21 protein-coding genes are annotated in these 25,206 nt (G+C 54.3%); 7 read left to right on the forward strand and 14 right to left on the reverse strand.

The features are described from left to right. Nucleotides 1-57: 57 nt before the first annotated feature. The 10 genes from M504_RS16330 to M504_RS16380 form a co-directional block, all read right to left on the reverse strand. Nucleotides 58-666, reverse strand: a complete 609-nt coding sequence (locus M504_RS16330) for a hypothetical protein (RefSeq protein ID WP_052200929.1) — start codon at nt 664-666, stop codon at nt 58-60. Between the two features lie 278 nt (nt 667-944). Next, complete coding sequence (locus tag M504_RS16335; RefSeq protein WP_156993920.1) at nt 945-1,445, reverse strand: hypothetical protein; 501 nt, start codon at nt 1,443-1,445, stop codon at nt 945-947. Between the two features lie 101 nt (nt 1,446-1,546). Beyond that, complete coding sequence (locus M504_RS16340; protein ID WP_047495848.1) at nt 1,547-2,053, reverse strand: hypothetical protein; 507 nt, start codon at nt 2,051-2,053, stop codon at nt 1,547-1,549. A gap of 242 nt (nt 2,054-2,295) precedes the next feature. Further along, complete coding sequence (locus M504_RS16345; RefSeq protein WP_156993922.1) at nt 2,296-3,375, reverse strand: hypothetical protein; 1,080 nt, start codon at nt 3,373-3,375, stop codon at nt 2,296-2,298. Nucleotides 3,376-3,655: 280 nt separating this feature from the next. Further along, nucleotides 3,656-4,072 carry a hypothetical protein gene (locus tag M504_RS16355; protein ID WP_047495858.1) on the reverse strand — a complete coding sequence of 139 codons (417 nt, stop codon included), beginning with the start codon at nt 4,070-4,072 and terminating at the stop codon, nt 3,656-3,658. A gap of 270 nt (nt 4,073-4,342) precedes the next feature. Next, a complete protein-coding gene (locus M504_RS16360) occupies nt 4,343-5,329 on the reverse strand; it encodes a hypothetical protein (RefSeq protein WP_047495861.1) in 987 nt (328 codons plus the stop codon). Continuing rightward, nucleotides 5,326-5,586 carry a hypothetical protein gene (locus tag M504_RS16365; RefSeq protein WP_047495864.1) on the reverse strand — a complete coding sequence of 87 codons (261 nt, stop codon included), beginning with the start codon at nt 5,584-5,586 and terminating at the stop codon, nt 5,326-5,328. Before M504_RS16365 ends, M504_RS16360 begins: the two co-directional genes overlap by 4 nt. Then, the gene (locus M504_RS16370) at nt 5,573-6,670 is read right to left on the reverse strand and encodes an AAA family ATPase (RefSeq protein WP_084214476.1); all 1,098 of its coding nucleotides are present in this window, start codon (nt 6,668-6,670) and stop codon (nt 5,573-5,575) included. The genes M504_RS16365 and M504_RS16370 overlap by 14 nt, the downstream gene beginning before the upstream one ends. Before the next feature lie 481 nt (nt 6,671-7,151). After that, nucleotides 7,152-7,661, reverse strand: a complete 510-nt coding sequence (locus tag M504_RS16375; RefSeq protein ID WP_047495871.1) for a hypothetical protein — start codon at nt 7,659-7,661, stop codon at nt 7,152-7,154. Then, nucleotides 7,658-7,963, reverse strand: a complete 306-nt coding sequence (locus tag M504_RS16380) for a hypothetical protein (protein WP_047495874.1) — start codon at nt 7,961-7,963, stop codon at nt 7,658-7,660. The genes M504_RS16375 and M504_RS16380 overlap by 4 nt, the downstream gene beginning before the upstream one ends. A gap of 521 nt (nt 7,964-8,484) precedes the next feature. On the opposite strand from M504_RS16380, the gene M504_RS16385 reads away from it, so the two are divergent. Beyond that, the gene (locus tag M504_RS16385; RefSeq protein ID WP_047495876.1) at nt 8,485-9,174 is read left to right on the forward strand and encodes a recombinase family protein; all 690 of its coding nucleotides are present in this window, start codon (nt 8,485-8,487) and stop codon (nt 9,172-9,174) included. A 216-nt stretch (nt 9,175-9,390) separates the two neighbouring features. Then, nucleotides 9,391-9,951, forward strand: a complete 561-nt coding sequence (locus M504_RS16390) for a hypothetical protein (RefSeq protein ID WP_156993924.1) — start codon at nt 9,391-9,393, stop codon at nt 9,949-9,951. Nucleotides 9,952-10,212: 261 nt separating this feature from the next. On the opposite strand, the gene ccsA is transcribed toward M504_RS16390, so the two are convergent. Continuing rightward, nucleotides 10,213-10,947: a cytochrome c biogenesis protein CcsA gene (ccsA, locus tag M504_RS16395; protein WP_052200932.1), complete on the reverse strand. Its 735-nt coding sequence runs from the start codon at nt 10,945-10,947 to the stop codon at nt 10,213-10,215. Between the two features lie 235 nt (nt 10,948-11,182). Here ccsA and M504_RS16405 point away from each other — a divergent pair, with 235 nt between their 5' ends. Beyond that, nucleotides 11,183-11,491 (forward strand): hypothetical protein, encoded by a 309-nt coding sequence (locus tag M504_RS16405; protein ID WP_156993926.1) that lies wholly within the window; start codon nt 11,183-11,185, stop codon nt 11,489-11,491. Nucleotides 11,492-11,593: 102 nt separating this feature from the next. Here the strand turns inward: M504_RS16405 and M504_RS16410 are convergent, their stop codons facing one another. Both M504_RS16410 and M504_RS16415 read right to left on the reverse strand, forming a co-directional pair. Next, a complete protein-coding gene (locus M504_RS16410; RefSeq protein ID WP_047495891.1) occupies nt 11,594-12,682 on the reverse strand; it encodes a hypothetical protein in 1,089 nt (362 codons plus the stop codon). 152 nt (nt 12,683-12,834) lie between these two features. Further along, on the reverse strand, nt 12,835-13,551 hold the full coding sequence (locus M504_RS16415; protein WP_084214477.1) for an SOS response-associated peptidase: 717 nt from the start codon (nt 13,549-13,551) through the stop codon (nt 12,835-12,837). A gap of 324 nt (nt 13,552-13,875) precedes the next feature. On the opposite strand from M504_RS16415, the gene M504_RS16425 reads away from it, so the two are divergent. From M504_RS16425 to M504_RS16440, 4 genes are all read left to right on the forward strand, one after another. Next, nucleotides 13,876-14,487 carry a hypothetical protein gene (locus tag M504_RS16425; RefSeq protein WP_047495896.1) on the forward strand — a complete coding sequence of 204 codons (612 nt, stop codon included), beginning with the start codon at nt 13,876-13,878 and terminating at the stop codon, nt 14,485-14,487. Nucleotides 14,488-14,532: 45 nt separating this feature from the next. Then, nucleotides 14,533-15,333: an Abi-alpha family protein gene (locus M504_RS16430; RefSeq protein WP_047495898.1), complete on the forward strand. Its 801-nt coding sequence runs from the start codon at nt 14,533-14,535 to the stop codon at nt 15,331-15,333. 815 nt (nt 15,334-16,148) lie between these two features. Then, nucleotides 16,149-19,517 carry a TonB-dependent receptor gene (locus tag M504_RS16435; protein ID WP_198137664.1) on the forward strand — a complete coding sequence of 1,123 codons (3,369 nt, stop codon included), beginning with the start codon at nt 16,149-16,151 and terminating at the stop codon, nt 19,515-19,517. Nucleotides 19,518-19,695: 178 nt separating this feature from the next. Next, a complete protein-coding gene (locus tag M504_RS16440; RefSeq protein ID WP_047495904.1) occupies nt 19,696-23,175 on the forward strand; it encodes a carboxypeptidase regulatory-like domain-containing protein in 3,480 nt (1,159 codons plus the stop codon). 61 nt (nt 23,176-23,236) lie between these two features. On the opposite strand, the gene M504_RS16445 is transcribed toward M504_RS16440, so the two are convergent. Beyond that, the gene (locus M504_RS16445; RefSeq protein WP_052200934.1) at nt 23,237-25,120 is read right to left on the reverse strand and encodes a glycoside hydrolase family 2 protein; all 1,884 of its coding nucleotides are present in this window, start codon (nt 25,118-25,120) and stop codon (nt 23,237-23,239) included. Nucleotides 25,121-25,206 lie beyond the last annotated feature (86 nt).

Below are 25,206 nucleotides of genomic sequence, written 5' to 3' on the forward strand. Positions count from 1 at the left end.
CTCGATCCCCGAAAGCTCTGCGACAATCCCCGATCTGTCTAAGAAACTAGCCATCCCTTACCCAAAAGTCGCGAGCAACTGTGATGCTGCCGCGTCATCCTGTTGCGAATCCAGCACAACTTCTAACATGCCTTTCCACAAGCCGGTGGACCGCTTGTGCGAGAAAAGACCAAACCAGTACGCGGTCTGTTTGATTACGTAGGCCGGTCCCCACATCACATCCACGAAATATGCGTCCGTTTGGTAAGAGACTTTTGCTTGCTCAGGGTCAAAGGCTGTTGAATGTCCCATCCAGAATGTGTTCCATGCATCATTATCTGCTTGATAGGCAGGTGGCCTGACTATGAAGCTGACGACGTCAATATCGCCTGGTGATCTTTCTTCCGTATTCTCAATATCTTCTAGGAAACTCCCGTCAAGCCATTGCACGCCAGTAATGCCTATTCCGATTAGATGTGCCCTGTGCGCCAAAAAACCAGCGAGAATTGTCCTTCTTTCTGAGCTGTGTGAAAAACGCTGTACTACTTCCAAGAGCGTGACGCGATACGGCGACATGTTTGCTGGAATTGTTGGGTTTCCACCTATATACGGAGGCAGCACACCCGACGATGTGAACGGTGGAATGGTTTCTTCGTTACCCGCAGCAGGAAGAGGATTCGTACCCATAGGCTTTCAAAAGACATCCAATAGCAGTGAATCGATGTTCTGAAACGCTAACACAAGTAGTTGCGTTCGATGACTGCCTGGGAGGATCGCGAGGACTCGCGAGGCGACCTCCGCCCTCGTATCCACCCTCTCACTGTGGCGGACCTGTCACGCAAGAGGGACCGCCAATCAAGAAAGGTCCCCGTCACGGCGTGAAGGCCAAAGACGGGAAAACTGATGTTCGAGGAGAAGCCTCAGGGAAAAGAACGATGAAACTAGATCGTTGATCTCTGGGATGCTCAGCGATGAAGGAAAGGAAGAGCAGGAACAAACATTTTCCACAAGCCAATGCCTAGCGAAGAGACAGCAATGATGAGAACTGTCACGTACCGCCATTCGCCGCGCTTGACTCTACTCCACTCCTGCTTGAGAACAACTTGTGACGCAGCCACAACGCCATTCGCAGCTCTTCTCAGCTCCTCATGGGATGCTGTCGAGACGCCGTTGAGAGCCGCCATCTTTGTTACACAACCAAGCAGCTGCTGACTATTCTTTTCCCTAGGGTTCAATCGGAGGCGGATGCGAGCGACCGCCTCATTACATACCTTCACTGCGTCGGCTTCATCTTGAATCTCGTCCTCTGCACGATGGAGCGTATTTGCAATGAGGGTTGAGAGGTCTTGCCGCAGGCTATCGATCCATTGCTGTCTAAATTCGGAGGTTTTGCCTTCTTTGGAGACGATGAGACCGATGATCGCTACGCTCGCTGCGATGACGGAACTTAGCACTGGATCGGACATAACAATCACTATAAAAGCTCTGGTCAAGTGAGTACTGCCGCGCAAACAAGAAAGGTTCCCCGTACGGGCATGCGAGCCTGAACGGGGACGTTCGTAAGCAATCAGAGCTTATGATCGAGCATGAGTTTCTGAATCTGCTTCACTTGTTTGGTGGGAAGAGACCAAGACCTTCCCTGCGAATCTTTAACCACTACTCTGCTGGTGTTCTTTCTGAACACATCGAAATTCTGTAGATAAAACAGCGATGTTTCGCTTTCCTGAAGAGTCACAGGATTGTAAAAGGTCTCACTCGGAGGGTAGTCGAATTTGCTGGTCCGAATGGCCGCCCATCCCGTTATCGTCACGGGCCTACGTCCAGCATTGGCGAAGTGAATCTCGAGCTTCCACTCCGAACCAGTCTCGGAATTGGGATAAAACTCATCAAGCGCATAAGAGTTCTGAATGACTTGCCCGGACCTTTCTTGTTTATCAACCAGAATCTTCGCGCTCAATACCACCCTAGGCGAGTCTTTCTTGTAGCTGTAGACGGTCCATGCAAAAACAGCAGTGGAAACAACCGCAGCATATCCGGCAATCGCCAGTGCAATCGGGTCACGTTCGATGGGCATTGGTGAATCATAATGCGTGACACCAGTCTTGAGCCTATGCCGTCGTCCATATACAGTGTTTCAAACTTCACCGGGACCATTGGGACCAGCAACGCCCCGGTTACTGACGCCTACGTGTTCGAGTCGCAGGCGGCCCGCTCCGTTAGAGGAGGGAGCGCGATGTAATGTTAACCAGACGCAGCGGCGGGTTCTCCACTGTGCAGTCATCACATGGTCGGTTGAAGCGTGTTTGTGTGAGGGGGCTATGCTCGGTAGCCACGCCCGTTCGGGCCTGGACCGATGCGCGGCAACCCCATTTCGCCACGTGCCACCATCTGCATCGCCTTCTTGAACTCCTCAGAACTCATGCGTGCAACTTCGCGTTCGGTAAAAGTTCGCGGTTCGCCCGTCTGAAGGTCGAAGCCTTCGTATGTCGGTGCCTTAGGCTTGTCTGGTTCCTTCGCTGGTGCGATGGTGAGATTTGCATCCGGGCGCTTTGTATCGCTTGGCGTGTCGTTTGCAATCACGTCCGTATTCGCTTGCTCCGGCGCGTCGAATGGGATGCCACAAGCCAGCATTCGTTTGTACACACGGTTGAGTTGTTCAGTGGTGAACATCAAGACGGAATGCTTGCTGAAGTAGTTGTTGAGGATTTGCAAGTTATGGTCGTTGACCACAAACTCAGGGTGGCTATCGGCGAAGCCTTTCAGCATCGCGTAGTTCCATTCAGTCGCACCCTCGACTGTTAAGTGCAGGCCAACGAGTTCTGGATCGTGCCAGAAGTCTAAGTCTTTGACATTGGGGTCTAGAAGAACCTTGCGCTCCAATGCCGCAATCTGGCGAGAGGTCTCGTTGATCTTCTGCGTCAGTTCCCGCACGGGTTTTTCGCGGGTCTCACGCTCCGTTCGGGCTTCAGCTTCCAGCTCCTCGCGGCGTTGACGAATAGCGATGCGGTCGCGCTCCGTAAGCACAACGTGCTCGGCAGCAGGGCGTCGTTTGGTGGGCAGTACGTAGCCCTCGACCTCTGCTTCCATGCGTCGCAACGACGCTGCCTGGACATCGGCGATGCGCTGTTTTTCGCGTTCCTCTGCCTGCTTACGCTGCTCTTCCTCTAGGTCGCGACCGCGTTGACGCTGTTGGACTTTGCCACAGCCCGATGCAAGGCAACGAGCGGCGCCACTGCGAAGACGTGAGTGAGGTGCCGTCGATGTACTTTGGCATCGAGTGCATCTCACCTCGTAGGTCGGCTCTGGACGGCGAGCAACAAGGCGGACGATATCGAGCGTGTTGCATTGCTGGCCGGTCATGTCTGCGAGACCTTCCATCACACGGGTTGTTGGCATGATTCATTTCTCCACTGCTTGCCATCTTGAATGGCAGCCGATAGGGTTTGGCGAGTCTTAATGAACTCGTCCAACAACACCTTCGGGTCCTCTATTGCGAAGCCTAGGCCACCGTCGTCGCGATGGTAGGTCCGGGCAATTTCTGCACACCGGCCCTCCACATCCTCAATCAAGAACGTTGCGCCTTTGGGCTGTTCGATGAAGGTTGCGATGTGGACACCAGGGCCATAGACATAGCGCATGAGAGCACAGACGCCCTGATTTCGGGTTCTGTACACATTCATCGCGTCGTCACCGCGCAGTCGCTTCCTCGACGCCAATAGCGCCAAGGTGCGAGATTGCGGGCGCCGTAAATCCTGCCGCATTTCCAGATGACTTCTTCCCTGAGTTCTGGCGATACCGGCTTATCCAATGCAAGTGAGAACCACGTTACTTGCAGATCGAGTCGATCCTTTAGGGCGTATTCGGTGGCCTTCTCGATGTCGATCTTGTATCCGATGAGATCGAGAGTTAGCTTTTGTGAGGCAGTCACCGGGTTTGGATCGAACGATTGTGCGATCACCGGGTGCAAGCTCTTAATGCGGACATACTCGCGGATGACCGCGTTGGTGATGTCTTCGTAATGAGCGAAACGTTCACGCTTGGTGAACGCTTCAGACTCGGCCTGTGCCGCATCTGTAAGTTGTGAGTGTTTCAATTCTCCTCTGATTAGATTTGCTACTGCTCAGCAACAGGGAAAATCGAGAACGCACTGCTGCGACCGTCTTTGCGGCCATCGATCTTGGCAGTGCGTAGCAGGATGATTTGAAGCTGCCCGGACCAGAGACGTGAGCGTATTTTTACGCTCGGCCATCGGCGGCTCTGTCATGGTCGCTGCTACCGGGAAGTGTGGCAGTTAAAGCGGGCTCACGTCCGATGAATCCATTGTGTTGCATAGCCTGCCTACTCATCTAGAGAACGACCAGATTTAGGCAGCGATCTTCATTTCGGTCGAAACCCAGTGGGGTTCCAAATACCCCAGCGGCACGTCATGCGCTTCGAGCCTCAGAGTGCGTTTGCCATAGACCTCGCGTTGTCCTATGTCGTTGGGACCGAGTCTAATTGGGCGGCCTTTCGAGATGACTTGATCGCGTCCCGCTTTGACTTTCATCTGGAAGACTTGTGCCTGTTCGGGGACCAAGGATTCGACTGGCTTTCCGATTTCCCATTTGCGCACCCTTGCCAGAGTCGCCTTCTTCCAGGCGTGGGCAGCAAGCTCACCACGGTGTGCGAGTTGTCTTGCAAGAATCGTGTCATCGGTAGTGAATTCATGGCTGTTGTAAATGAAGTAGAGCATCACGTCGAATGCCAGATTGTTTGCGACAATTTGCAAGCCGATTCGGGTTTCCAGATCACGGCATTGATCTAAGATTTTGTTAATACTCCCATAGACAGCACGTTCCACTTTCGCATATCGCTGCCAAACCCCAACGGTCTTACGCGCTATGTCGATTGCCTCACCTGTTGCCCACGCGACGATGGCTGTGGAGTCTACCTCGCCCTTATACTTGGGCAGACGGTTGAGGACGAGAGCACATATACGTGCTGTGTCGTTGAAGAGAACACCATCTGCGGAAAGAATCGCTATCACCTGAGGCAATACTTCCGTGAGCATGACACTGAGCTGGGCCTGTAACTTCGCCCACGCGATTGCTTCGGCATTGAACCGTTGGACATACTTGATTCCCTTGGGATATCTATAATCGCGAAGCTGATCGAACAACTGTCCCTCAATGCGCTCGGCATCGGTCAGCGTAGCTCCAGGCACGGCCATGACGGCGTTCCTGAGTTTTTGTGATTTCTTGAGCGCGTCGTAACGGTTCCTGGCCCGCCTCAAGTTTTTGTCGACCTTGCTCTCGTTTGCCTGGGTTTGTGTGGGCCTAGTCGCTGAGAGTTCGTTATTGATGTGGATCATGCAACCTCTTTCATCTGCGCCGTGGCACTGTCGCCGCGTGCGACCGACGAGACGTATTTGAACGCCTCCAACGGCTCGAATCTTGGTGGGAGACGATTGGCAGCGAATCGCCGCGCGGTTCTCATGATTGCGCGTTCGACACTCTCAGGCGGATAAGCGCTCCAACGTGCCGTGTCCTGAATCGTAGGTTCTGTCACATGCGGCAATGCAATGCGCCACAGCGTGATAAAGCGCTCGTGTTTTTCAAGCAGCGTCATCAAGACCTCCATCTGTCGGGGAATACTTATTGAGGAAGTCGTTCGTTTGAAGAACGGACTCGTTGAGATGAAGCACGAGTGGGTCAGTCTTGGACTTTTTCGTTCCGGTCGTGGTGATAACGCCCTGCGTGATAAGGCCCGCGATTGCTTCCAACTTCAGTTCAGTCTTACCTTTGACTTCCGCGAGCACGTCCGCTTGACGGGCACTCTGGTCCCAGCGTTGTTGCAGGAAGGAAACTATGCGCTCTGCGTGAGTCACTTCACGTTGGCGCTGGGCCTTATCACCCTGGGTCTTTTGCCATGCTTCAAACGGCGTTCCCAGGCTGTAGTCGGCAACGACGTTCGCTCCGGCGCTCTCAACAATCATGGTGTCCAAGATCGTCGGTGGAATGGAACGTCCAATCCGAGTCTCAGAAGCAATGATGCGCTGACCTCGGTCGTCATACAGGGCAACGGTAGTATCAGGCTCACCACGCAGTGCAGTGCTTCCTAACAATGAATCGAATGGGTCATCAGTCTTGAGCTTCTTCGCGTGAGCGAGACCTTGAATGTGAAGGTGAGGATGCTTGCGAGCGAGAGCACTGACTTTCTCGACGCCATGCATCACTTTGCTGTAGTCGTTGAGGTCATCGGACCTGAGCAACTTCGCCAACGTGTCAACTATCACCAATTTGATCGCGGGGTTCTTCGTGACGGCATCGTCGATAGCAGCGATGGACTCATCTATGTGAGGCGACAACTTGGTGACGATGTGAATGTGAGCATCGGTTCTGGTGTCATAACCCAAGGCACCAAGACAGTTGTCAACGTGTGCAAGAGGGTCTTCCAGAGAGATGAGCATAACTTCGCCTTGTTTCGTTTCACGTCCGAGAAAGGGTTTTCCCTTCAGGACACATACCGCTTCGTAACGAGACAAAGAACTTTTACCGCGTTTTGGTTTACCGGCAAGAACGCTGAATGCCCCGGACGGAAGCAATCCGTCAATGAGGTACGGGATGGGTTTAGGTTGGCCGTTAGTGAAGGTGCTGAAGGCAGATTGCATGGTGAGACTGAAAGGTGTACTGGGTACGGCTTCATGATTCATACGTGTTTACGTCCTTATCTGTTATCTGCCCGTCGTTCTGAAGACCTGAACAACGGACTGACGCACACTCGCGTTCCCCCACAAACGAAGGGAAAGAGGGAAAGGGAAAGACATACATAGAAAGAGAGAGAGAGAGAGAACCATTCTCCTATTGCTTTGTCTCTTTCCCTTTCCCTTTCCCACGCACGTGAGGGGGTGTGGACGCGCAACCTTATGTCTATCCGTCAGCGAAACAGAACGACGGATGGGAACGAAAAGGCGTGACGAACCAGTAAGTATTAACTGGTATCTACAGTTCCTCTGTTTGGGTGCTCCAGATGGAGCGTGCATAAAAAACCCGCCATAGGAAGGCGGGGCAGAGTCAGGGAGCCTCACTGCTTGAGGCTCTACCCGTCTCACTAACTAACTACATCATATCACAGGTTGGCCGAAAAGTCAAGCCGAATCTTCAACTTACACCTAACGGCTGAGGAAATCTTTTCTACAAACTCCAGACGTCCTGAAGACTCTTTGCTGGTCGGTCGACCCGACGTTTGCCCTGACTCGTCCATTTGTGCGCGTCAGCCGTTAGCACAGTCTCTAACAAACGCTCCGGCGTGTAGTGGTTGACCGCCCACCTACGAATAAAGCTGTAGGTTTTCAGAAGCCATCTACAGGCTGCCAAACGTTCTAAACGCTCGGTGCTGTCGTCGACCACAATGGCGAGAACTGCACGCAATCTGCGGTCCTCATGTACCTTCGTTCGTGCCGCAGTCAATGACTTGCCATTCACAATGCTCGCGGCAGGGCCGGTGTTGAAGAGATTTTTTATGGCGCCGTCAAGCCACGGTTGAGTATGCGCGACCACTTCATCATCATCGTCACTCGGCATCTGTACGGCATCGACGAGTTCCGTGATGAGCAATTCTGCTGCTACCTCGCGTTCCGTTCCTGGACGAGCGTCGTCGCGAACGATTTCGCGTAGCTGGTCAATGTTGCTGGGGTTGTTCATTCGTCTCCTTCGTTCGTGCTGCCAGCGACACGCGCAAGGAACGCCGCAACGGTTTCGCGCGACTCTTCGTGTCCGCCTAGCGTGTCGGGTGATGCTTGGTCGTCCTCGTCCCGTTTATCTTCTGACCGGCGCAGCGAGCCCTTACGCAATTCATTCTTGTCGTGCCGCTCGAAGACACCGAGTAGCAATTCAACGGCACGTAGCCGCCGCTGCTGGGGTGCCTTCTCGTCCGCGATTATCTGCTTAAGGCAGGAAACCACTTCTCGGTATCGACGCCTGTTCAATCGTGCTCTTACTTGCATCTGATTGTTGTTCTCCTACACAACTAGAGAACGACGAAAAATGGAACCATAAGGGGGCCTTATGTGGCCGTAGCCATGTACCCACAATGGGCATTTATCTGTACAGGAGTGTCTTTCTAGAGGTGAAGTGTGCAAAGAGGCTCGGAATCATAGGGTCCCCTTTTGTGAATGCCTATCAGATACGCGGGACCACGTAGGGACGTTACGGACAGGGGATGGTTGGATGTTGGCCGCACCAGCTCGAACGATGCAGTCGATACCCCGGCGGACTCCCCCGGCCACCCCTTCGGGAAGCATGCTTCTGGGACTCCTACGCCTCCCAGGGACGTTAGTGTCTCCGTGCCGATATTGGCACGCGGAGAACATAGACCTCTCCCTGAATGCTCGGACGATTGGATAAGCGAGATGTGCCACAACGAAAGTAATCCTGAAGGCCGCGATTTCAGGCTTGCACTGCCTGGACGCTTGCTTTACATTTCTATCTGCGCTCGTTGATTGAAACGTAAAGGACGATCTGAACGATGGCATCAGGCAAGTTTGTCTCCTATCTGAGAGTCAGCACAGTGAAGCAAGGCGATAGTGGTTTGGGCCTGGAGGCGCAACGCAGCGCCGTGACGAGCTATCTCAATGGCGGCAAATGGTCACTATTGAAGGAGTCGTTGGAAGTAGAGAGCGGCAAGCGAAACGACCGCCCTGCTCTCGCAGAGGCGCTGAAGCTCTGCAAGCGCCACAAGGCAACCCTCATCATCGCGAAACTGGACAGGCTCGCGAGAAACGTCGCATTCATCGCGAACCTCATGGAGAGCGGCGTTGAGTTCATCGCCGTGGATATGCCACAAGCAACGAAGTTCACAATTCACATCATGGCCGCAGTTGCCGAACAAGAAGCAGAGGCCATCTCCAAGCGCACCAAGGCAGCACTACAAGCCGCGAAGGAACGCGGCACAAGGCTAGGAGGCAGGCGCGTGTCTGTGGCCAAATTCGCGAAGATCGCAGTGGAGGGCCGCAAGATCGCGGCGGCAGTGCGGAGTAGGAACGCGGCATCCTACCGCGATGAAATCCTCCCCATCATCGGAGAGATTCAAACATCCGGCATCACGACTCTCAGCGGCATCGCGTCGGCGCTGAATGAACGCGGCGAGACAACCAGACGAGGCGGTCAATGGTCTGCTGTCCAGGTGATGCGCGTGCTGAATCCGGCCACCGCGTAACCTCCTCCTCACCATCCACACAATCTGCCCCCGCCATTCGGGGGCTTTTCATTGCCTGTTCGCGGGTAGATGTCTGATGGCGTGAGGGTTGAGTGGCGTAAGACGGAATTGGGAAACGGTTTCCTGTTCGTTGCGTGTGGGAGGGGCGGAGTGTGGGGTATGGCCTAGCCGATAGCCCGTGAGCCTGTATTATGGGTCCGAATCCTTAATCAGATCATGCAAACCTGGAAATGTACCTTGATACGCGGTGCAGGCTTCGGCGCTGGCTTCGCTGTCGCAGCAGCGATAGTCTTCGTCTCAGTCTTTTGGTGGAATGAAAGACCGAAGCCGTGGTCGTCGAAGGCAATCACTTCAAAGATAGGCGAACTGACGATGCAACGACGGGGCGAGGAATTGCACCTAGACTTCGAGTATGCATTGAAGAACAATACCAGGTACGACTACCGCCTACCTTCGGCGCCGACTGGCAACCTCATGCGCGTCATTAAGGAAACTGGCTCAGTAGCAAAAGTCGAGAATGTTATGTGGCCGGATGTCATGGTCCCGGCCTATCAAACTGTGACTGTCAGGTTCGACGTGACATACCCATTCTCTGAATACAACACTACCGCCGCAGAACTCGACGGATCGTCTGCCAGTGGCGAGGGCATCAGCAAAGGCCTGACGGACTTCGCGGGCAGGCGTCTCAAATCTTCCAAAGATGGTTTCGTCTTCCTCGACGAAGTGAACAGATACCGGATTGAGCTTCCTTCAAATTGGCAGGCGGCGGCAAAGTGATTCATGTTACCCCTGTACAAATCTACGAGCGTTAGGACTACCACGATACGTAGGGCAGTGGCGAGGGGTGTAATGCCGATTTCGGCCCGGGACTACTTCTTGTTTGAATCTCGGGTGAGCGCCTTCCATTGAAGTAGAGCATAGAGCAAGTATGCCAAGTGCAGTCCCCAAACTGCGGAGTAAACCAGCACCAAGTTTCTATGTCCGAGAGGCGTGTCGATAGATGGGTCGAATGGGAAAAGTCGCACGAGTATTAATGCCTTAGTCACCATATGCCATCCCTTCTGTAGAACTGATCGAACGCAGCGCCCTCTCATGTTCCTGCTTCTGTCGTCTGTACTCCGTGGCATAACGGAAGGAGACAATCAACGCTCCCCATGCGACCCACGCGAGAACATTGAACCACACAGCGCTCTGCATCGTTGGAGCGACGCCAGAACCTTCTTCTCCACCAAAGACCGGCGCAGGGTGCTGTGTACGCCACCACCGCGTAGACATATACACGATTGGGATGTCCACAAAACCGAAGATAGCTAACACTGCGCAGATGACTCCGCGCCCTGACGAAGCAGTCGTGCGCCTAATCATCAAATAGCTCACGTAAATCAACCAGAGCATTAGTGTCGTCGTCAGCCTCGCGTCCCACGCCCACCAAATGCCCCACGCTACTCGTCCCCAGAGTGAACCAGTGACCATTCCCAAAGTGCAATAGAGTACCCCCATCTCGGCAGTCGCGAGAGCGAGGGAGTCAGCTTTCATAGCGAGCAGATCGTCTTTTGAACGCAGATAGAGATAGGTCACGGACGCCAGAAGATTGAGAGGAAGAAACACACCCGCGCCTATCCAGTTGGGAAAGTGGTAGTAGAAGGCCCGAATCATGTTTCCTTGGTCCGCATCTGGAGGGGATACCCACAGAGCAAGCACCAAGCCATACCCTAGAAGGCACAAGCTAACCACAGTCAATATGACTCGCAACACCTTGCCCGACGCACTCACTCAGAACCTCCGATTCGGTAATACCATCATCTCACCAGGCGTGGCGACGGCCTCCAGCGTATCGGATACGCGGACGAGGGAAACGGCGATCTTTGCCAAAAACGAACTCGGCCCAGTGCGGCGCCAAATAGTTGATGAGATGGCGGCTATCGTTACCAAATTATTTTCATTTTTGCGCTTCGGAAAAGTGGTGCTAATTTGCCACCTGTAGTCGATTCGTTGATGCCGAGGTTCAATGATGTCACTTACTATTCCCCCTGCCTTGCTCACTCGCACAGACCGCGAGATCGACGCAGAGTTGTTCCGGCTCTACAGCCTGCTACGTCGCGCTCCATTACACGATGTCTATGGAGAACCAGTTGCCGATGCGATACGTGCTCAGATAGTCGTGTTACGTCTGCGGCTCACTTCGGAAGAAGCCGCAGAACGATACGAAGCTGACGATGAGTTTGTCCAGAGCGAAGCGCTGAACGCAGCGGACTGGCTCAGTGATGACGGAGAATCGCCGTCGGCTGGATTGGGAGCGTCGGCATCGAATAGCTAGGGGGCAGCGGACACTCGCTGCTTCAGGGAACTGAATGATTCTGATGCCATGCGCGGCGCGGAGTTGAGGAATCTCAATGGCATAGTAGGGCGGGAGATTCCTTCAAGGCGTCCTACTTAGATTGGCGTTCAAAGTGTTCATCTTCGTCAACAGAAGAAGTCCCCACTCAATGCAGATGTTGCGAAGCAGACGGGCATGTACCCGCGTGGTCTGCAAGGGATGTATTGCCTCGTCGCTGAGGAGGGTGAAGAGAGGTATGACAAACTGAGACTCTTTGATGGTGATGATTTTGTGGTCCACGAGATAGTTTGTAGTTTCTCCCCATCTGCTGGGGGATGTGCCGCCGTAAACCACATGAAGCCTCTCACATGCTTGGATGTGTAGATTCTCCAAGAAGCTTCGTAGGTGGCCCATGCTGCTCTTGTAATCGTGCTGGCTAGCTGCGCCTCGGTAGAGACGTTCTACCTCATCGAGCGAGTCGATGAGAGTCTGCGAAAATCCCAAGTCTTCTAGGAATGTACGCACTCTCTCTTTATCTTGATTCACTTCAAGATTGACGTCATCGACCAGGGCACCTTTCAGGTAAAGGAACGCGGCCTCCCGACATTCCTCTGCGACAGCGCCCGCGATGGACGGAATTTCTTGTAATACGTGTGCATCAGTATTGATTATCAAAGGTGGCGCGTTCAAGCGCGATGCCTTGAGGCCCTTGGACCAAGAGAGCAATCGTTCCGGCATATCTGTAGCTACCACACCAAGGTCATTCAACTCTTGCTCATTCAAGACTCGAAAATTGAACGCGATCATCCGCAGAAGGTGCAGCAAAAGAAGTGTTAGTGCGGGAGTGAATGGCATCTGGCTGATCGCACTGACTAACAGTGACGCCTGATGGTTGCGCACGAGAAACTCTGCAATCAGTGGAGTCTCAGAGGTGCAAGCATCTGAAAATCCCGCTCTAAGTACGGGTACGTTGCGCCTACCGAAGGCCTCTGTATCCCCGAGGCGAGCTGCTATCGCCTCGAAGAAAGATTCATGAAGCGTAGACCCTAGGCGTCCCAAGAGAGCTTGGAGAAGTCCATAGTTTTCCGAGGCGAGCGTTACGAAATCAGAATCCTCTCTGACTTGTAGATAGTGCCGACTACGCTCGATGACGGCGGCTTGTTGACCAAAGCGATTGTCGATTGGCGGCATGAAGATGGGCTTCGTGGTTGTGTATGTCACAGATGGCGACATACGCTCTTGTCGCAAAATCCGATCTGCCATGCTGAGTGCTTGTTCTAAAGTCACGATGCCTCTGAAAACTAGCCCAGGCGTGCTGGGTTTTGATTGAGTGGAAGACGAGTTTACTCCTCGATGTTCGGGAGCATCGCCGTCGTCGTTGTATGGAAGGCCATCGGCCCCTTGCGGCGCGTATCCGATACGGTTGGGCCGCCGGGCACCATCTCCATACCTTCAGACTCAAATGGTCGAAGTAGGTCCGCCGGTGGGCGTTCCGTCTCGTCACGCGATAACCAACGGTCATAGTCGCGCCGGTGAAGGATGACCGGCATTCGTGGGTGTATCTGCGCCATCATCTCGTTCGGTTCAGTGGTCACGATGGCAAAGGACTGTAGCCAGTCGCCACGGCTGTCCCGCCAGGCATCCCAGATGCCTGCGAAGGCGAACATGGAGGCGTCGGAGAGCGTCAACGTGAAGGGCTTGCCTTGAGCGGTGCCGATCTTGTCCCACTCGTAGAAAGCCGACGCGGGAACCAAGCATCGGCGCTTCTTGAACGCCTCTCGCCATGAGCCTGTGGTCGTGATGCTTCCAGCGCGGGCGTTGAACATATTCCGGCCCTTGAGGGATTCGAGCATCTTGGTATGGAACGGCACCATCCCCCACCGCATCATCACCATCTCACGCTGGCCGTCGTCACGGTTGTCACGGACGATTGGTTGCGTACTATACGGGGTGACATTCAGGTCTTCGGGGGGCATGGCGATGTCTTCGATGCCGTGCTGGACATGGAATTCCTCAGCGATGCGCTGCTTGTCACCCTTGCGTTTGTAGCGTCCGCACATGCCCCATTCCTTCCCTATCGATTATCCACATCAACGAGCTTTATATTCTCCTTTTCTTCGCCTATATTAGCAACATGTTTGACCCCGATGCGCACCTCCCAAAACTGAATCGAGGGATGGTCTATCTGGGTGCATGTCTCATTGCCGGAATTCGCTTAGCGCGGGAGAAGCAGGTCAACGTTCGCGTGATTCCGACGAGTAATGCAATTGACGAATCCGTGGACCTTGCCCACGAGATATACAACCGCGTCTTCCGAAAGGTTCCAGTGAGGTTGGAGCAAAAGTAGGTGGAAGCAGCCTCACAGTGCTGTTAGCCTACTTCCGATGAATCGGCCTTCACTCCTCGCCCTATTGCTTTTTCTCGTTGCCATTAGCAAGCTAAATGCTCAAACACAAGTGTCACCGCAACCGGAAGACGCCACGGCTCTGGAAGCGCAATACAAAACTTGCTATGCCCACTACATTCCGGCGGAGCGTTGCTCCGCTGAGGTCTATCGGCAGCTCAAAGTGGCAGATAGCCACGCATTGACTCCAGAGGCGGCAGCGGCGCTTAAGGCTGTCAAGGCCTATCGCGTGCGGTTGAAAAACACTGACAGCTTGCAAGTTCAGACGGCGTACGTCGAGAAAGCCCGCTGTCGTGGCTGCGGTGACGATGACCTCACGGTCTGCCTCCAAGTAAGCGCACAAAATGGATTCGGAGGATACACTCCAGCGCGTATAGCGGTCATGTATGCAAAAGGTAAAGAACACTGGTTCGATGAGGGAGGAGTGTTCGGCTCGATGTCTGAGCATTCCAATGGAATGGTTGACCGGTGGGGTGGAGTTTGTAGCGACCCACCGTCGCCTTTCCATTCGAATCCAAAGCTATGGCCGGGAGTTGATGTAACCGAAGACGTGAATAAAGAACTACATGTTTCCGTATCCCCTACTAGGTAATTTGCTTCGCACTCATATAGCTGACTTTGAGGAGACGGTTTCTGAATGGATGAGACGCAAGAATTAGCCAAAGACCTCATCACGGGAACCATCTCAGAGACGACTGCAAAGGTCTTGGAGACGGAGGTATCCCGTAACCTGCTCCTTCCCGCTGCACAAGAAGTTGGGAAGATGATGGGCCAAGTAGCAGAGATCGCACGCTTCTATGCCAATGATGCCGCTGAGAAGATTTTCACCAAGTGGAGCGAGAACCGTAAGGGGCGGCCCGTCACGAAGGAGGAGTACAAGCGTGTTTTGCCCTTGCTCCCTTCGGTTGCGTTCGCTATTGACGACGAGATGCACGATAGTTGGGCGCGTTTACTCCAAGCTACGAGTGAAAGCCGAGATGGTGTGCTCCCGTCTTTCGGTCAAACGCTTTCGCAACTGACACCGGAAGAAGCGCGTTTCTTAGATCGGATTTGGAAACATGTAACGGCTCCAAATCCTTACAACTCCGGCAAGAGATTCGGGAGAGACGAACTCACCCTCCTAGACCTTCGTGACCTCTACAGGCCTCAACTCAATGCGCCTAGCCCCGCCGAGATGAGAGTTCTTAAGAGCCGCATGACCGCCGAGCAGATCGAAGCGTTTGAAGAGATGACCAATTTCGAACTGATTATCAACGATCTTGAACGACTGGCCCTTCTGGAAAAGGTTGTGAAATTTGGCGCTGATAGCCCATCTATTCACGAGATTGCTGGCGAGAAGGTCTCGATTCCCGGTCGCAGCGGCACAATGACTAGATATGCCCTCTCTCAATACGGTGTCAACTTTATCCAGGCAGTACGTCCTCCGGTGGGAAATTGAAAAGAGCCACGCTGATGCAGGTCGTGCTGCGGTTGCAGTCGGTCAGCGTGTGATTCAAAAATCTGGGGCCACCTTCGGTCCAGACGTGGGTCCAGGGTGCCTAGCAACGGATAGTCTTAGCGGGTCTAACCTATGATTTCAAAGGGCTAAATAGCTGAAATTCAGTCCCTGAGAAAACTCCTAAGGCGAAGGTCGCAGGTTGGACTCCTGCCCGGGTCACCATTAAACCTCTTAAAATATGTTAGATGCGGTAGCCGACAGGCATGCTGCGATCGGCATTCGGGGCTGTTGACCTTTGAGGTCGCTCTGATCGGTAGATCACGTTTCCAGTCAGTCGCTGTAATCCCGCTGAGCGAATCGTTGAAGCTCCGGAATGAGGAGAGCGCCCTGGTCCTGGTGCCAATCCTCCTGTGTTCTCAGGTCACCGTTGTGCAAGAGAGAGTCGGGACTCCGCCGGCTGATGGAAGGGTATTGCGACCTCATTCTTCCGCGCCACAATGCGCACAAAAAGGAAGGGCAGCCCTTTAAGAGCTGCCCGGAGGAATTGTGACAAGTGCACTCTGCCCTCTTGCAGAGTGCTGTTGCAAGCCTGTTCATGCAGCGACGGCCTCTCAGTACATGCACTAAAGCCCCCCTTAAAAATAAGAATCTAAAAGGTATAAGCCAAAAGCACCACATCTCCCTCCCAGAAATTCCGTGCTTGCTCAATGGTCTGACCAATGCCTAGAATTGGCCGCTTTAAGAAAGTGGTCCTACCTCGTGATGAAGCAGAGACCACATGCAACGGATAGTTAGCCCTTTCGGAGGACCACATCGTGAGACCCATCCAATTCCCTTCGTGCGTGCGGAAAGGTCTGGCGCAGAATGCAGTGCGCCTGATGCTGCTGGCAGGCGCGACCGCTCCCGTGATGCTTCCAGGCATGATGATGGCGCAAGCAGTCAACGGATCATTGCTTGGAACCATCACCGATCAAAGCAATGCAGTCGTTCCCGGCGCAACCGTCACCATCACCGAAGTTAAGAGCGGCGCTACTAAGACCACCAAGACCAACGAGAGTGGTGTATATGACTTCGAAGCGCTCCAGCCCGGTACCTACCAGGTGTCTGCCGTACAGTCCGGTTTCAAGGCAGCAAAGGTTGAAAACGTAGCAGTCGTTGTGAACACCACGAGACGTGTCGATCTCTCCATGGCGGTGGGCTCAACGGACGAATCGATCACAGTAAGCGCAGCCAGTGAAATTTTGAAGACTGACCGTGCCGACGTAGCGGTGGACATCACCTCACAACAGGCGGAAGACTTGCCGCTGGGAACCAACCGCAATGTGCAGGGACTGGTTGCCCTGGCACCCGGCGCCACCAAGCCGCACTTGGTTCACTCCAACTTTTTCAACGCGCAGGCCTCGCTTTCCACGGAAGTCAATGGCCAGTCCCGACTCGCGAACAACCTTGAAATTGAAGGTGTGGACGACAACGAACGTTCCGGCCTGCTTCAGGTGCTCATCCCGCCGAGCGAAGCAATCGAAAGCGTGAACGTCTCCACCGCGAACTATCAGGCCGAGTTTGGTCGCGTGGGCGGCGCCGTCATGGACATGATCCTGAAGTCGGGTACGAACTCGATTCACGGTCAGGCGTATGAGTTCAATCGCATCAGCGCGTTGGCTGCGAAGACCCGCTTTCAGACGACGGCAATGGCGCCTTCGGTCTACAACTACACCGGTGGAAACATCGGCGGCCCCATCATCAAGAACAAGATCTTCCTATTCGGTGACTATCTTCACATCGCCGATCATCAGGGCCAGTTCAACACCGTATCGGTGCCGACTGCCGCCTTCCGCGCAGGCGATCTGTCAGCCGGTGGAACCAACGTCTACGATCCTGCCACCGGCAATCAAGCCACCGGTACAGGACGTACGCAGTTCAACTATCAGGGGCGCCCAAACGTCATCGACCCGGCACGTATCAGCCCGATCGCAACACGCATCCTCGCCATGGTGCCGTTGCCGAACATCAACGGCACGAGCCTGACGAATAACTACAGCAAGAACACACACTTCGTTCGCACATCTAATTCGTTCGACGTGAAGGCAGACGCCAACATCCACAACGAAGATCACCTCTCCTATCGCTATAGCTGGCAGAAGGTAGATCAGAATCAGGAACCGATCTTCGGACTCGCCGGCGGACCGGCACAGGGCGCAAATAACGCCAGCGGTACGCAGACGGCTTACAACACAGCGTTGAACTACACGCGCGTGTTCTCACCTCGCTTGTTGGCTGAAGTTCGACTCGGTTTGAATCACTATCGCAACAAGGCACGGCAGGTGGATTACGGTACGACCGCTTCTTCAGCTATTGGCATTCCAGGCGTCAATGTGGATGCCAACACCAGCGGTCTCACCAGTATTAACCTTGGTGGCGGTCTGCCCAGCAACCTGGTCGGTACGGGCGCTTCGTATCCGTGGGATCGTGGCGAAACGAACATCGATCTCGTAAATAACTGGAGCAGAGTGGTTGGAAACCATGGCATCAAGTTCGGCATTGAATATCGCCGCGTTCGCGATGATTTGTTCCAGGGACAGGTTTACGGACAACGAGGCGTGTTCGCGTTTACCGACGGCCAGACTGCGTTGAATGGTGGACCGAAGACAGGTATTGCCAATTACATGGCAAGCTTCCTGTTGGATATCCCGGGCAGCGGAACCGGCCGTGACGTAGGCGTAAAGGATGCGTCGTGGAGAGAGAACCAGGTCTTTGCCTATGTACAGGACACATGGCAGGCGTCGCCAAAGTTGACGTTGAACTACGGCGTGCGCTGGGAGTTCTATGATCCGCCGACTCCGCGAAAGGCTGGCGATTACTCCAACTACGATCCGAACACCAACTCACTCATTGTGGCTGGCATCGGCTCCAATCCTATGAACATTGGCTTGGCGACACGTTACCGGTATTTCGCACCCCGCCTCGGTGTTGCATATCGTACGGATGCCAAGACTGTTATCCGTGCGGGTTACGGCATCAGCTACCAGTCGTGGCCAGATAACCTGAACACGTACGCGACGAACTTCCCGCTGAAGCAGAACAACGCGTACAACCCGTTGAACAGCTATACGCCGGCACTCCGCGCTGATGGCACACCGGCCTCCATGGCTGGTGGCTTCCCTGCTCCGTTGCTGGCAAACGTACCGAGCAACGGCATCATCACCAACGCGCCATTGGCAGCGTACTACGCGATCAACACAAAGTGGAATGCCCCGTACACACAGTCCTTCAATGCCGCAGTTCAACGCGCGTTGCCCGCTGGATTCGTGTTGGATATTGCATACGTTGGCAACGTAGGCATTCGTCAGCCGCAGTACTACAACCTGAACGCAGGCTTCGTTGCTGGGGCCGGTGCTGCGGGCCAGCCGGAGTACGCTCCCTTCGGCAGAACGCAATCCACCACAACCTTCGCGCAGGCAACTTCCAACTACAATTCGCTGCAGGTAAAGCTGGACCACAGATTTAACAATGGCCTTTCAGCAACAACCTCTTACACGTATCAGAAGGGTCTTGGTTACGTAACGTCTAACAGCACGGGTGTCGGCAGCACGAACTTCTACATCAACTTCAACCGCAACTACTCGCGCCTGGCGAACGACAGAACCCACACAATCGTCCAGAGCTTCATCTATCAGCTCCCCTTCGGTAAAGGGAAGAAGTGGGTGAACTCGGGTTTTGCCAGTCACGTCGCAGGCGGCTGGCAGGTTACGGGCGTGATGTCGATTGAGACAGGCACTCCGTTTTCTGTAACTGCCAGCGGCACCACTCTGAATGCACCGAGCAATACACAGGTGGCAAACATCAATGGCAAGTTCCGCAAGACGCACGGCATTGGCACAAGCACAACATGGTTTGATACCTCGGTGTTCAGCCAGCCTTTGACCGCAGCCTACGGCAACACGGGACAGAATGCGTTTGTCGGACCTGGCTTCTTCAACCTGGATGCATCGCTGTTCCGTTCCTTCGCTATGACGGAGCGAGTCATCCTGGAATTCCGTGCAGAAGCCTTCAGCCTCACCAATACGCCGCAGTATGGAAACCCCAGCAGCATCATAACGAACTCTGACTTCGGACAGATCAACGCCTCAAGCGGCGGCGCATCGGGTAACCGTACCGTCGAACTTGCTGGCAAGATACGGTTCTAAACAGATACCTCCAACTTCCCTCGGCGGCCGTCCTCTGGATGGCCGCCTTTTTATTGGCCCTGTTGTTACACAGTCAACACGTCGCTTATCGGTGTTTGCAGTCTTTCCTTCGTGAGCGTAAATTGGCGAGGCAAAAAAACGTTTCAATTTTCTGCGCCCATTTTCAGGAGAACCATCTATGAACACACCACGCGGTCTATGGTGCACGGTAGCACTGGTAAGCCCTCTACTTCTGATAAGTGCATCAGTGCACGCTCAAAGCAGCTTCGGTCAAATTTCAGGCGTTATCACTGACCAGACCGGTGCCGATATTCCTAACGCAAATATCTCCATCACTTCGGTCACAACTCAGGTAACGCGCACGGCAATTTCCGATTCCGGCGGGAGCTACATCGTCACAAACCTTCCCATCGGGGAATATGTCATCTCCGTCAAGCAGTCCGGCTTTCGCGAAGCGAAGCAGTCCAATGTCACCATCACCGCCGACGCGAAGGTGACCTCAAACTTTTCCCTGCAGCTCGGTCAGCTTTCCGAAGTAGTTGAAGTTCAAGGTGGCGCGATTGAAACACTGAACACCACCTCTGGTGAGGTATCCCGAGTCATCGACGCCAAGCAAGTTGAGAATCTGGCGCTGAACGGACGCAACTACACCCAGTTGCTCACACTTGTGCCCGGCGCGGTCGTGACCAATCCTGACATCTTTGCGGTTACAACATCACTCGCTTCAAACAATCAGACGATCAACGGAAACCGGTCTGACTCCAACAACCTTACTGTTGATGGAGCCTATAACCAGGTGGCAGGATCCAACGGCTCGCTCATGAACAATGTGGGCGCCGATTTCATCAGCGAAGTTAAGATCAATACCTCGAATTCGTCTGCGGAATACGGTCGAACCCAGGGACCGACGTTCAACATCGTCACAAAGAGCGGAACGAACGCGTTTCATGGTGGCGCTTTTGAGTTCCATCGCAACAACTACCTGGACGCCACGAACTATATTGCTCGCAAGAAAACGCAGCTGATCTACAACGACTTCGGCTTCTTCGTCGGCGGCCCTATCCTTCGAGACAAGCTTTTCTTCTTCGTAGGAGAAGAATGGAAGCGGCTACGCGCGCAAGCCACCGCGAGCACCTTTACAGTGCCAACAACGGCAATGTTGAACGGAGATTTCAGTGCTCTCTGCTCTGCATCTAAGGACGCCGCTGGAAATCCCGGAGCGTTCAATGGTGCAGGCGTCTGTTCGGCCGTCAGCGGTAGCTTTGGCCAGTTGTATTACCCAGGTACAACTACGCCGATACCGAACAACAACATCTCGTCGCTGATGACGGTCGACGGCAAAGCGATTGCGAATATATACAAAACGATCACTGCAGGCGGGTTGAGCTATCGTGATGGTGGCATTCCATCGAACAATCTGACGCTGGCCCCTTCCAACCCTCTGAACTTCCACCAGGACCTTGTGCGGCTGGACTACGTCATCAACCAGAAGCACTCATTGTTTGCCCGCTGGATTCATGATCAGAACACCCTGATCGATCCCTTTGGCACGTTTGCCAATGGTGGCATTCTCAACACCACTCCAACGACGCGTAACCGCCCGGGACAGAGCTACCTCATCAGCGAAACTTGGACCATTCGCCAGAACCTGATCAATCAGGTGCAGGCGAACGCCAGTTGGGCTGCGCAGCGCATCCCGCCATATGGCGATAACTGGAAGCGAGAGACCTATGGGTTCGCCTTCAACAAGCTTTATCCGGGAGTGGGCCCGTATCCAAACGGTATTCCGATCGGGAACATCACCAACTATGCGGGTTTCCAGGGCCCCAACTTCTCGCTCATGTCACCATCCACTGACATTCAGGTTGCAGACAATGTCACGTATGTGAAGGGCGATCACAATATGAAGTTCGGTGTCGTCTATATCCGCGACCGCGTGGATCAGAATGGCCGCTCCAACTACACCGGAACAGTAACCTTCAACCAGAACGGAACCGCCGCCGCCCGTTCCAGCAACTGCGGCCAGGCGGCCTTCAACACGACCTGCTATTCCCTGTCTGATGCCTTCCTGGGTAACTTCCAATCGTATTCAGAGAACAGTGCAGATCCGGTGGGCCATTTCCGCTTCAATCAGATTGAAGGCTACGTACAGGATCAATGGCGCGTCACGAGGAATCTGAGCCTTGACCTTGGGCTTCGATACCAGTGGCTCCAGCCCTTCTACGCTCAGGGAAACAACCTGACCAACTTTGATCCTGCGGTATATAACACCGCGAACGCCGTAGCAGTGACTCCCGGCGGTACGCTGGCCAACCCCGGCGTAGGCAATCCATACAACGGTCTTATCCGCGTCGGCGATGGCGTACCCCAGGATCAGCAGAAGCGGGTGCCAAATGTAAACACTTCTCTTTTCGGTCTGATTCCAGCAGGTGCGCCTCGCGGATTCTACAAGATGAATGGAGCCGTCGGACCGCGCTTCGGCTTTGCCTATGCTGCGGATGACAAGACATCAATCCGAGGCGGCGCTGGCCTCTTCTTCTATCGTCCACAAGGCAACCTGGTTTTTAGCCAGCTCAACCTGCCGCCATTCCTCCAGAACACGCAATTCGGCGTTGGCAACCTCGCAACACTGAACTCGCTTTCCGCAAGCAGTACGGGATTGCAGGCGGGCATCAGTGCCGTAGATCCCAAGGGCAAGTCTCCCTACACATGGCAGTACAGCCTGGGTGTTCAACGGCAATTGCCGGCCAAGGTTCTGATCGAAGCAAGCTACGTAGGAAGCGTGGCACATCACCAGTTGCGCCAGCCAAACATCAACATTCCTGACTTGGCGCCAGTCTTTGCCAATCAAAATTCCGCGTCACCAAATTCGTCGATCGCCGCGTTCAATCCTTACCTCGGATTCAATGCAATCAGCTCCAACCGCTTCGACTCCAATTACAACTACAACTCTCTGCAGTTGTTTGCTTCCAAGCGTAGCGGGGCGCTCACAACGACACTCTCCTACACGTATTCCAAGGCGTTGGGAGACTCCTCGGGCAACAACATCACGCTGGAAAAATGGCGTGATCTCCAATACAACTACGGCCCGCTTTCAAACGACCGCCGTCAAGCGTTCGTCGCAAGCTTCACGCTGCAGGCTCCGGAGTTGAAAGGCCGAAACTTCCTGCTGCGCGAGATCGCAGGTGGTTGGCAACTCAGCGGTGTCGCACGACTTCAAAGCGGCGCATACTACACCATCCAGCAAACATCCACTATTCAGCTCGGTACAACCCGTGCTGATTACACGCCAGGGCAAGGACGTGTCTACAACCCCCACGCGGGCCTTTGCGGCTATCTGAACAATGGCGGCGGTGGTACCTGCAACGACAGCGCAAAACCCTACGTGACCACCCCGAAGGCTCAGGCTAGTCACTACGGCAATGCGCCCGTGGGTGGGGTCGTCGGTCCGGGGCTGGCACAGACAGACGCGACCCTCTCCAAGACGTTCCCGTTTGGCGAGATCGCACGGCTCAAGTTGCAGGCTGACATGTTCAACGTTCTGAACCGGACAAACTTCAACGGACTGAATCTGAACACCAGCAGCAGTAACTACGGCACCATTTCGTCTGCATTTCCCCCGCGGCAGATGCAGCTTGGTGCACGAATTCTGTTCTAACCAAACAGAAGAAACTCAAAAGGGGAGCGGCTCTTCAGCCGCTCCCCTTTTGCATGGACCGCTATTCTGCTTTGCCGATGCTGTGTTCTGTGTACGCCTTTCGAACTACGTCGGCTGCCTTCTTCTTTTCCATGCGTTCCGAGAACAAACCTTTGCGGTTATATCCATCCTGCAGCTTCGGAATGTTGCGGGTGGTGGACCTGAAATCCATCAAAACCCATGGCGTGACGCCCCTCACCTGCGGAATCTTCTGCATCATCTTGAACTGATGTTCCAGGACATTGGCCTCTTGTTCTTCCGTCCAGCGATCATGCTCGCCTCCGTGATTCCCGTACTTGGCCTCTGCGCCAAACTCTGAAAATATCAGCGGCTTGTTTACCGAGAAGGTCCACGCCTTGCGATCCGCGTCTTCCGGCTGTCCCTCGTACCATCCGATGTATTCGTTCTGACCGACCACATCCAACGCCTGCATCAACTGATCATCCTGACGGACCTGATCCTCACTCACTTTAGGCCCGATCAATGCCGAGGTAATCAGGCGAGTCGGGTCTGTGCGGCGTGCCTCGTTTGCCAGATCGGTGAGAAACTTCGTGCGCACCGGATTATTCGGTGTTTCATTCGATACGGACCAGAGTATGACCGATGCCTTGTTGCGATCGCGTCGAATCATCTCGTGCAGCATGATCACCGCCTTGTCATACACATCGCTCTTGTCGAAAGAGATGCGCTGCCACAGAGGAATTTCGGACCACAGCATAACCCCTGCCCTATCCGCGTATCGTTCCATCCGTTCATCGTGGGGATAGTGACAGAGACGCGCAAAGTTGGCATTTATCTGTTGGAGCATGCTGAACAGGTTCTTCACGTCCTCATCCGTCGTAACGCGTCCACCCCGGATCGGAGCCTCCGCGTGCACATTCGCTCCCTGGAGGAAAACCGCTTTGCCATTGAGCAGAATCTTCGTACCATCCGCGCGAACGTCGCGGAAACCTATGTCATCGGTCACCTCATCCGTACCCGACACAAGGACAACCCGATACAGTTTGGGTGATGCGGGTGACCACAAGCTTAGGTCGGTGGCATTGACCGTGAACTCCGCCCGTTCGTCCGCGTTGGTTGTGAGTGTTTTCTCCACGCCTGCCTCAGGAATCCGCAACGTTACGGATGTTCCGGCAGGCGCATCCTGCACATGAACGTAGCCGGTGAGCGTATGCGCATCCTTCGGTGAGAACGTCGCGCCATGTTGCAGATGAACGTCATAGTCGTCGATGAAGTGAGCCGGCACCGTCACCAGAGAAACATCGCGTGTGATACCGCCGTAGTTGAACCAGTCATAGGACACGCTGGGGATGTCGTCTCTGTGGCGAGTTGAATCCACGGCAATCACCACGGCATTGGAGCCGGCATGCGCCGCTCCGGTCACCTCGCAATCGAACGGCGTGAAGCCGCCTTCATGCTGGCAGATGCGTTTGCCATTGACCCAGACGAACGATCTGTAATTCGCTGCGCCAACATGCAGAAAGGTGCGCGTTCCCGGTTTCGGCTCCATCGGAACATCGCGCTCGTACCAGACAACGCCTTCAAAACGGAACAGTGTCGGATCCTGCGTGTTCCAATCGCCCGGAACCTTCAGCGTCGGAGCTGTGCTGAAGTCATACTCCGAGTTGTGAGGACCTGACGTGATATTCGGATGAGTATTTTGCGCATAACCACCATCACGCACATTGCCTTTGTCGTCGTACAGTTCCCGTGCGGGCGGCTGCTCCACCAGGTAATGCCAGTCGCCATTTAAGGATTGTGTATGTCGATGATCGACGCCAACAATCAATGTCCGCAGAGGCTCTTGAGCGGAACCACAACGTAGTGTCAGGGCAAAGATTAAGGCCGCTGTAGCGCCTCGAAGCAGAGGCTTCAAAGACCATTGGGCCGCGTGAAGATCAGGCATGATTCTCCCTCGTACTATCCGTAAATGACTGACAGCGGTACCGCGCCCAAGCCAGCAAAACAGCTCAGCCGCGACTTCAACAACGC

The sequence above is a fragment of the Terriglobus sp. TAA 43 genome (assembly GCF_000800015.1).
Lineage (GTDB): Bacteria > Acidobacteriota > Terriglobia > Terriglobales > Acidobacteriaceae > Terriglobus.

Excerpts from the sequence above, each read along its gene's own strand:
- M504_RS16330 (WP_052200929.1), bottom strand. The coding sequence starts at position 666 with ATGGGTACGAATCCTCTTCCTGCTGCGGGTAACGAAGAAACCATTCCA.
- M504_RS16335 (WP_156993920.1), bottom strand. The coding sequence starts at position 1,445 with ATGTCCGATCCAGTGCTAAGTTCCGTCATCGCAGCGAGCGTAGCGATC.
- M504_RS16340 (WP_047495848.1), bottom strand. The coding sequence starts at position 2,053 with ATGCCCATCGAACGTGACCCGATTGCACTGGCGATTGCCGGATATGCT.
- M504_RS16345 (WP_156993922.1), bottom strand. The coding sequence starts at position 3,375 with ATGCCAACAACCCGTGTGATGGAAGGTCTCGCAGACATGACCGGCCAG.
- M504_RS16360 (WP_047495861.1), bottom strand. The coding sequence starts at position 5,329 with ATGATCCACATCAATAACGAACTCTCAGCGACTAGGCCCACACAAACC.
- M504_RS16365 (WP_047495864.1), bottom strand. The coding sequence starts at position 5,586 with ATGACGCTGCTTGAAAAACACGAGCGCTTTATCACGCTGTGGCGCATT.
- M504_RS16370 (WP_084214476.1), bottom strand. The coding sequence starts at position 6,670 with ATGAATCATGAAGCCGTACCCAGTACACCTTTCAGTCTCACCATGCAA.
- M504_RS16375 (WP_047495871.1), bottom strand. The coding sequence starts at position 7,661 with ATGAACAACCCCAGCAACATTGACCAGCTACGCGAAATCGTTCGCGAC.
- M504_RS16380 (WP_047495874.1), bottom strand. The coding sequence starts at position 7,963 with ATGCAAGTAAGAGCACGATTGAACAGGCGTCGATACCGAGAAGTGGTT.
- M504_RS16385 (WP_047495876.1), top strand. The coding sequence starts at position 8,485 with ATGGCATCAGGCAAGTTTGTCTCCTATCTGAGAGTCAGCACAGTGAAG.
- M504_RS16390 (WP_156993924.1), top strand. The coding sequence starts at position 9,391 with ATGCAAACCTGGAAATGTACCTTGATACGCGGTGCAGGCTTCGGCGCT.
- M504_RS16405 (WP_156993926.1), top strand. The coding sequence starts at position 11,183 with ATGATGTCACTTACTATTCCCCCTGCCTTGCTCACTCGCACAGACCGC.
- M504_RS16410 (WP_047495891.1), bottom strand. The coding sequence starts at position 12,682 with ATGCCGCCAATCGACAATCGCTTTGGTCAACAAGCCGCCGTCATCGAG.
- M504_RS16415 (WP_084214477.1), bottom strand. The coding sequence starts at position 13,551 with ATGTGCGGACGCTACAAACGCAAGGGTGACAAGCAGCGCATCGCTGAG.
- M504_RS16425 (WP_047495896.1), top strand. The coding sequence starts at position 13,876 with ATGAATCGGCCTTCACTCCTCGCCCTATTGCTTTTTCTCGTTGCCATT.
- M504_RS16430 (WP_047495898.1), top strand. The coding sequence starts at position 14,533 with ATGGATGAGACGCAAGAATTAGCCAAAGACCTCATCACGGGAACCATC.
- M504_RS16440 (WP_047495904.1), top strand. The coding sequence starts at position 19,696 with ATGAACACACCACGCGGTCTATGGTGCACGGTAGCACTGGTAAGCCCT.
- M504_RS16445 (WP_052200934.1), bottom strand. The coding sequence starts at position 25,120 with ATGCCTGATCTTCACGCGGCCCAATGGTCTTTGAAGCCTCTGCTTCGA.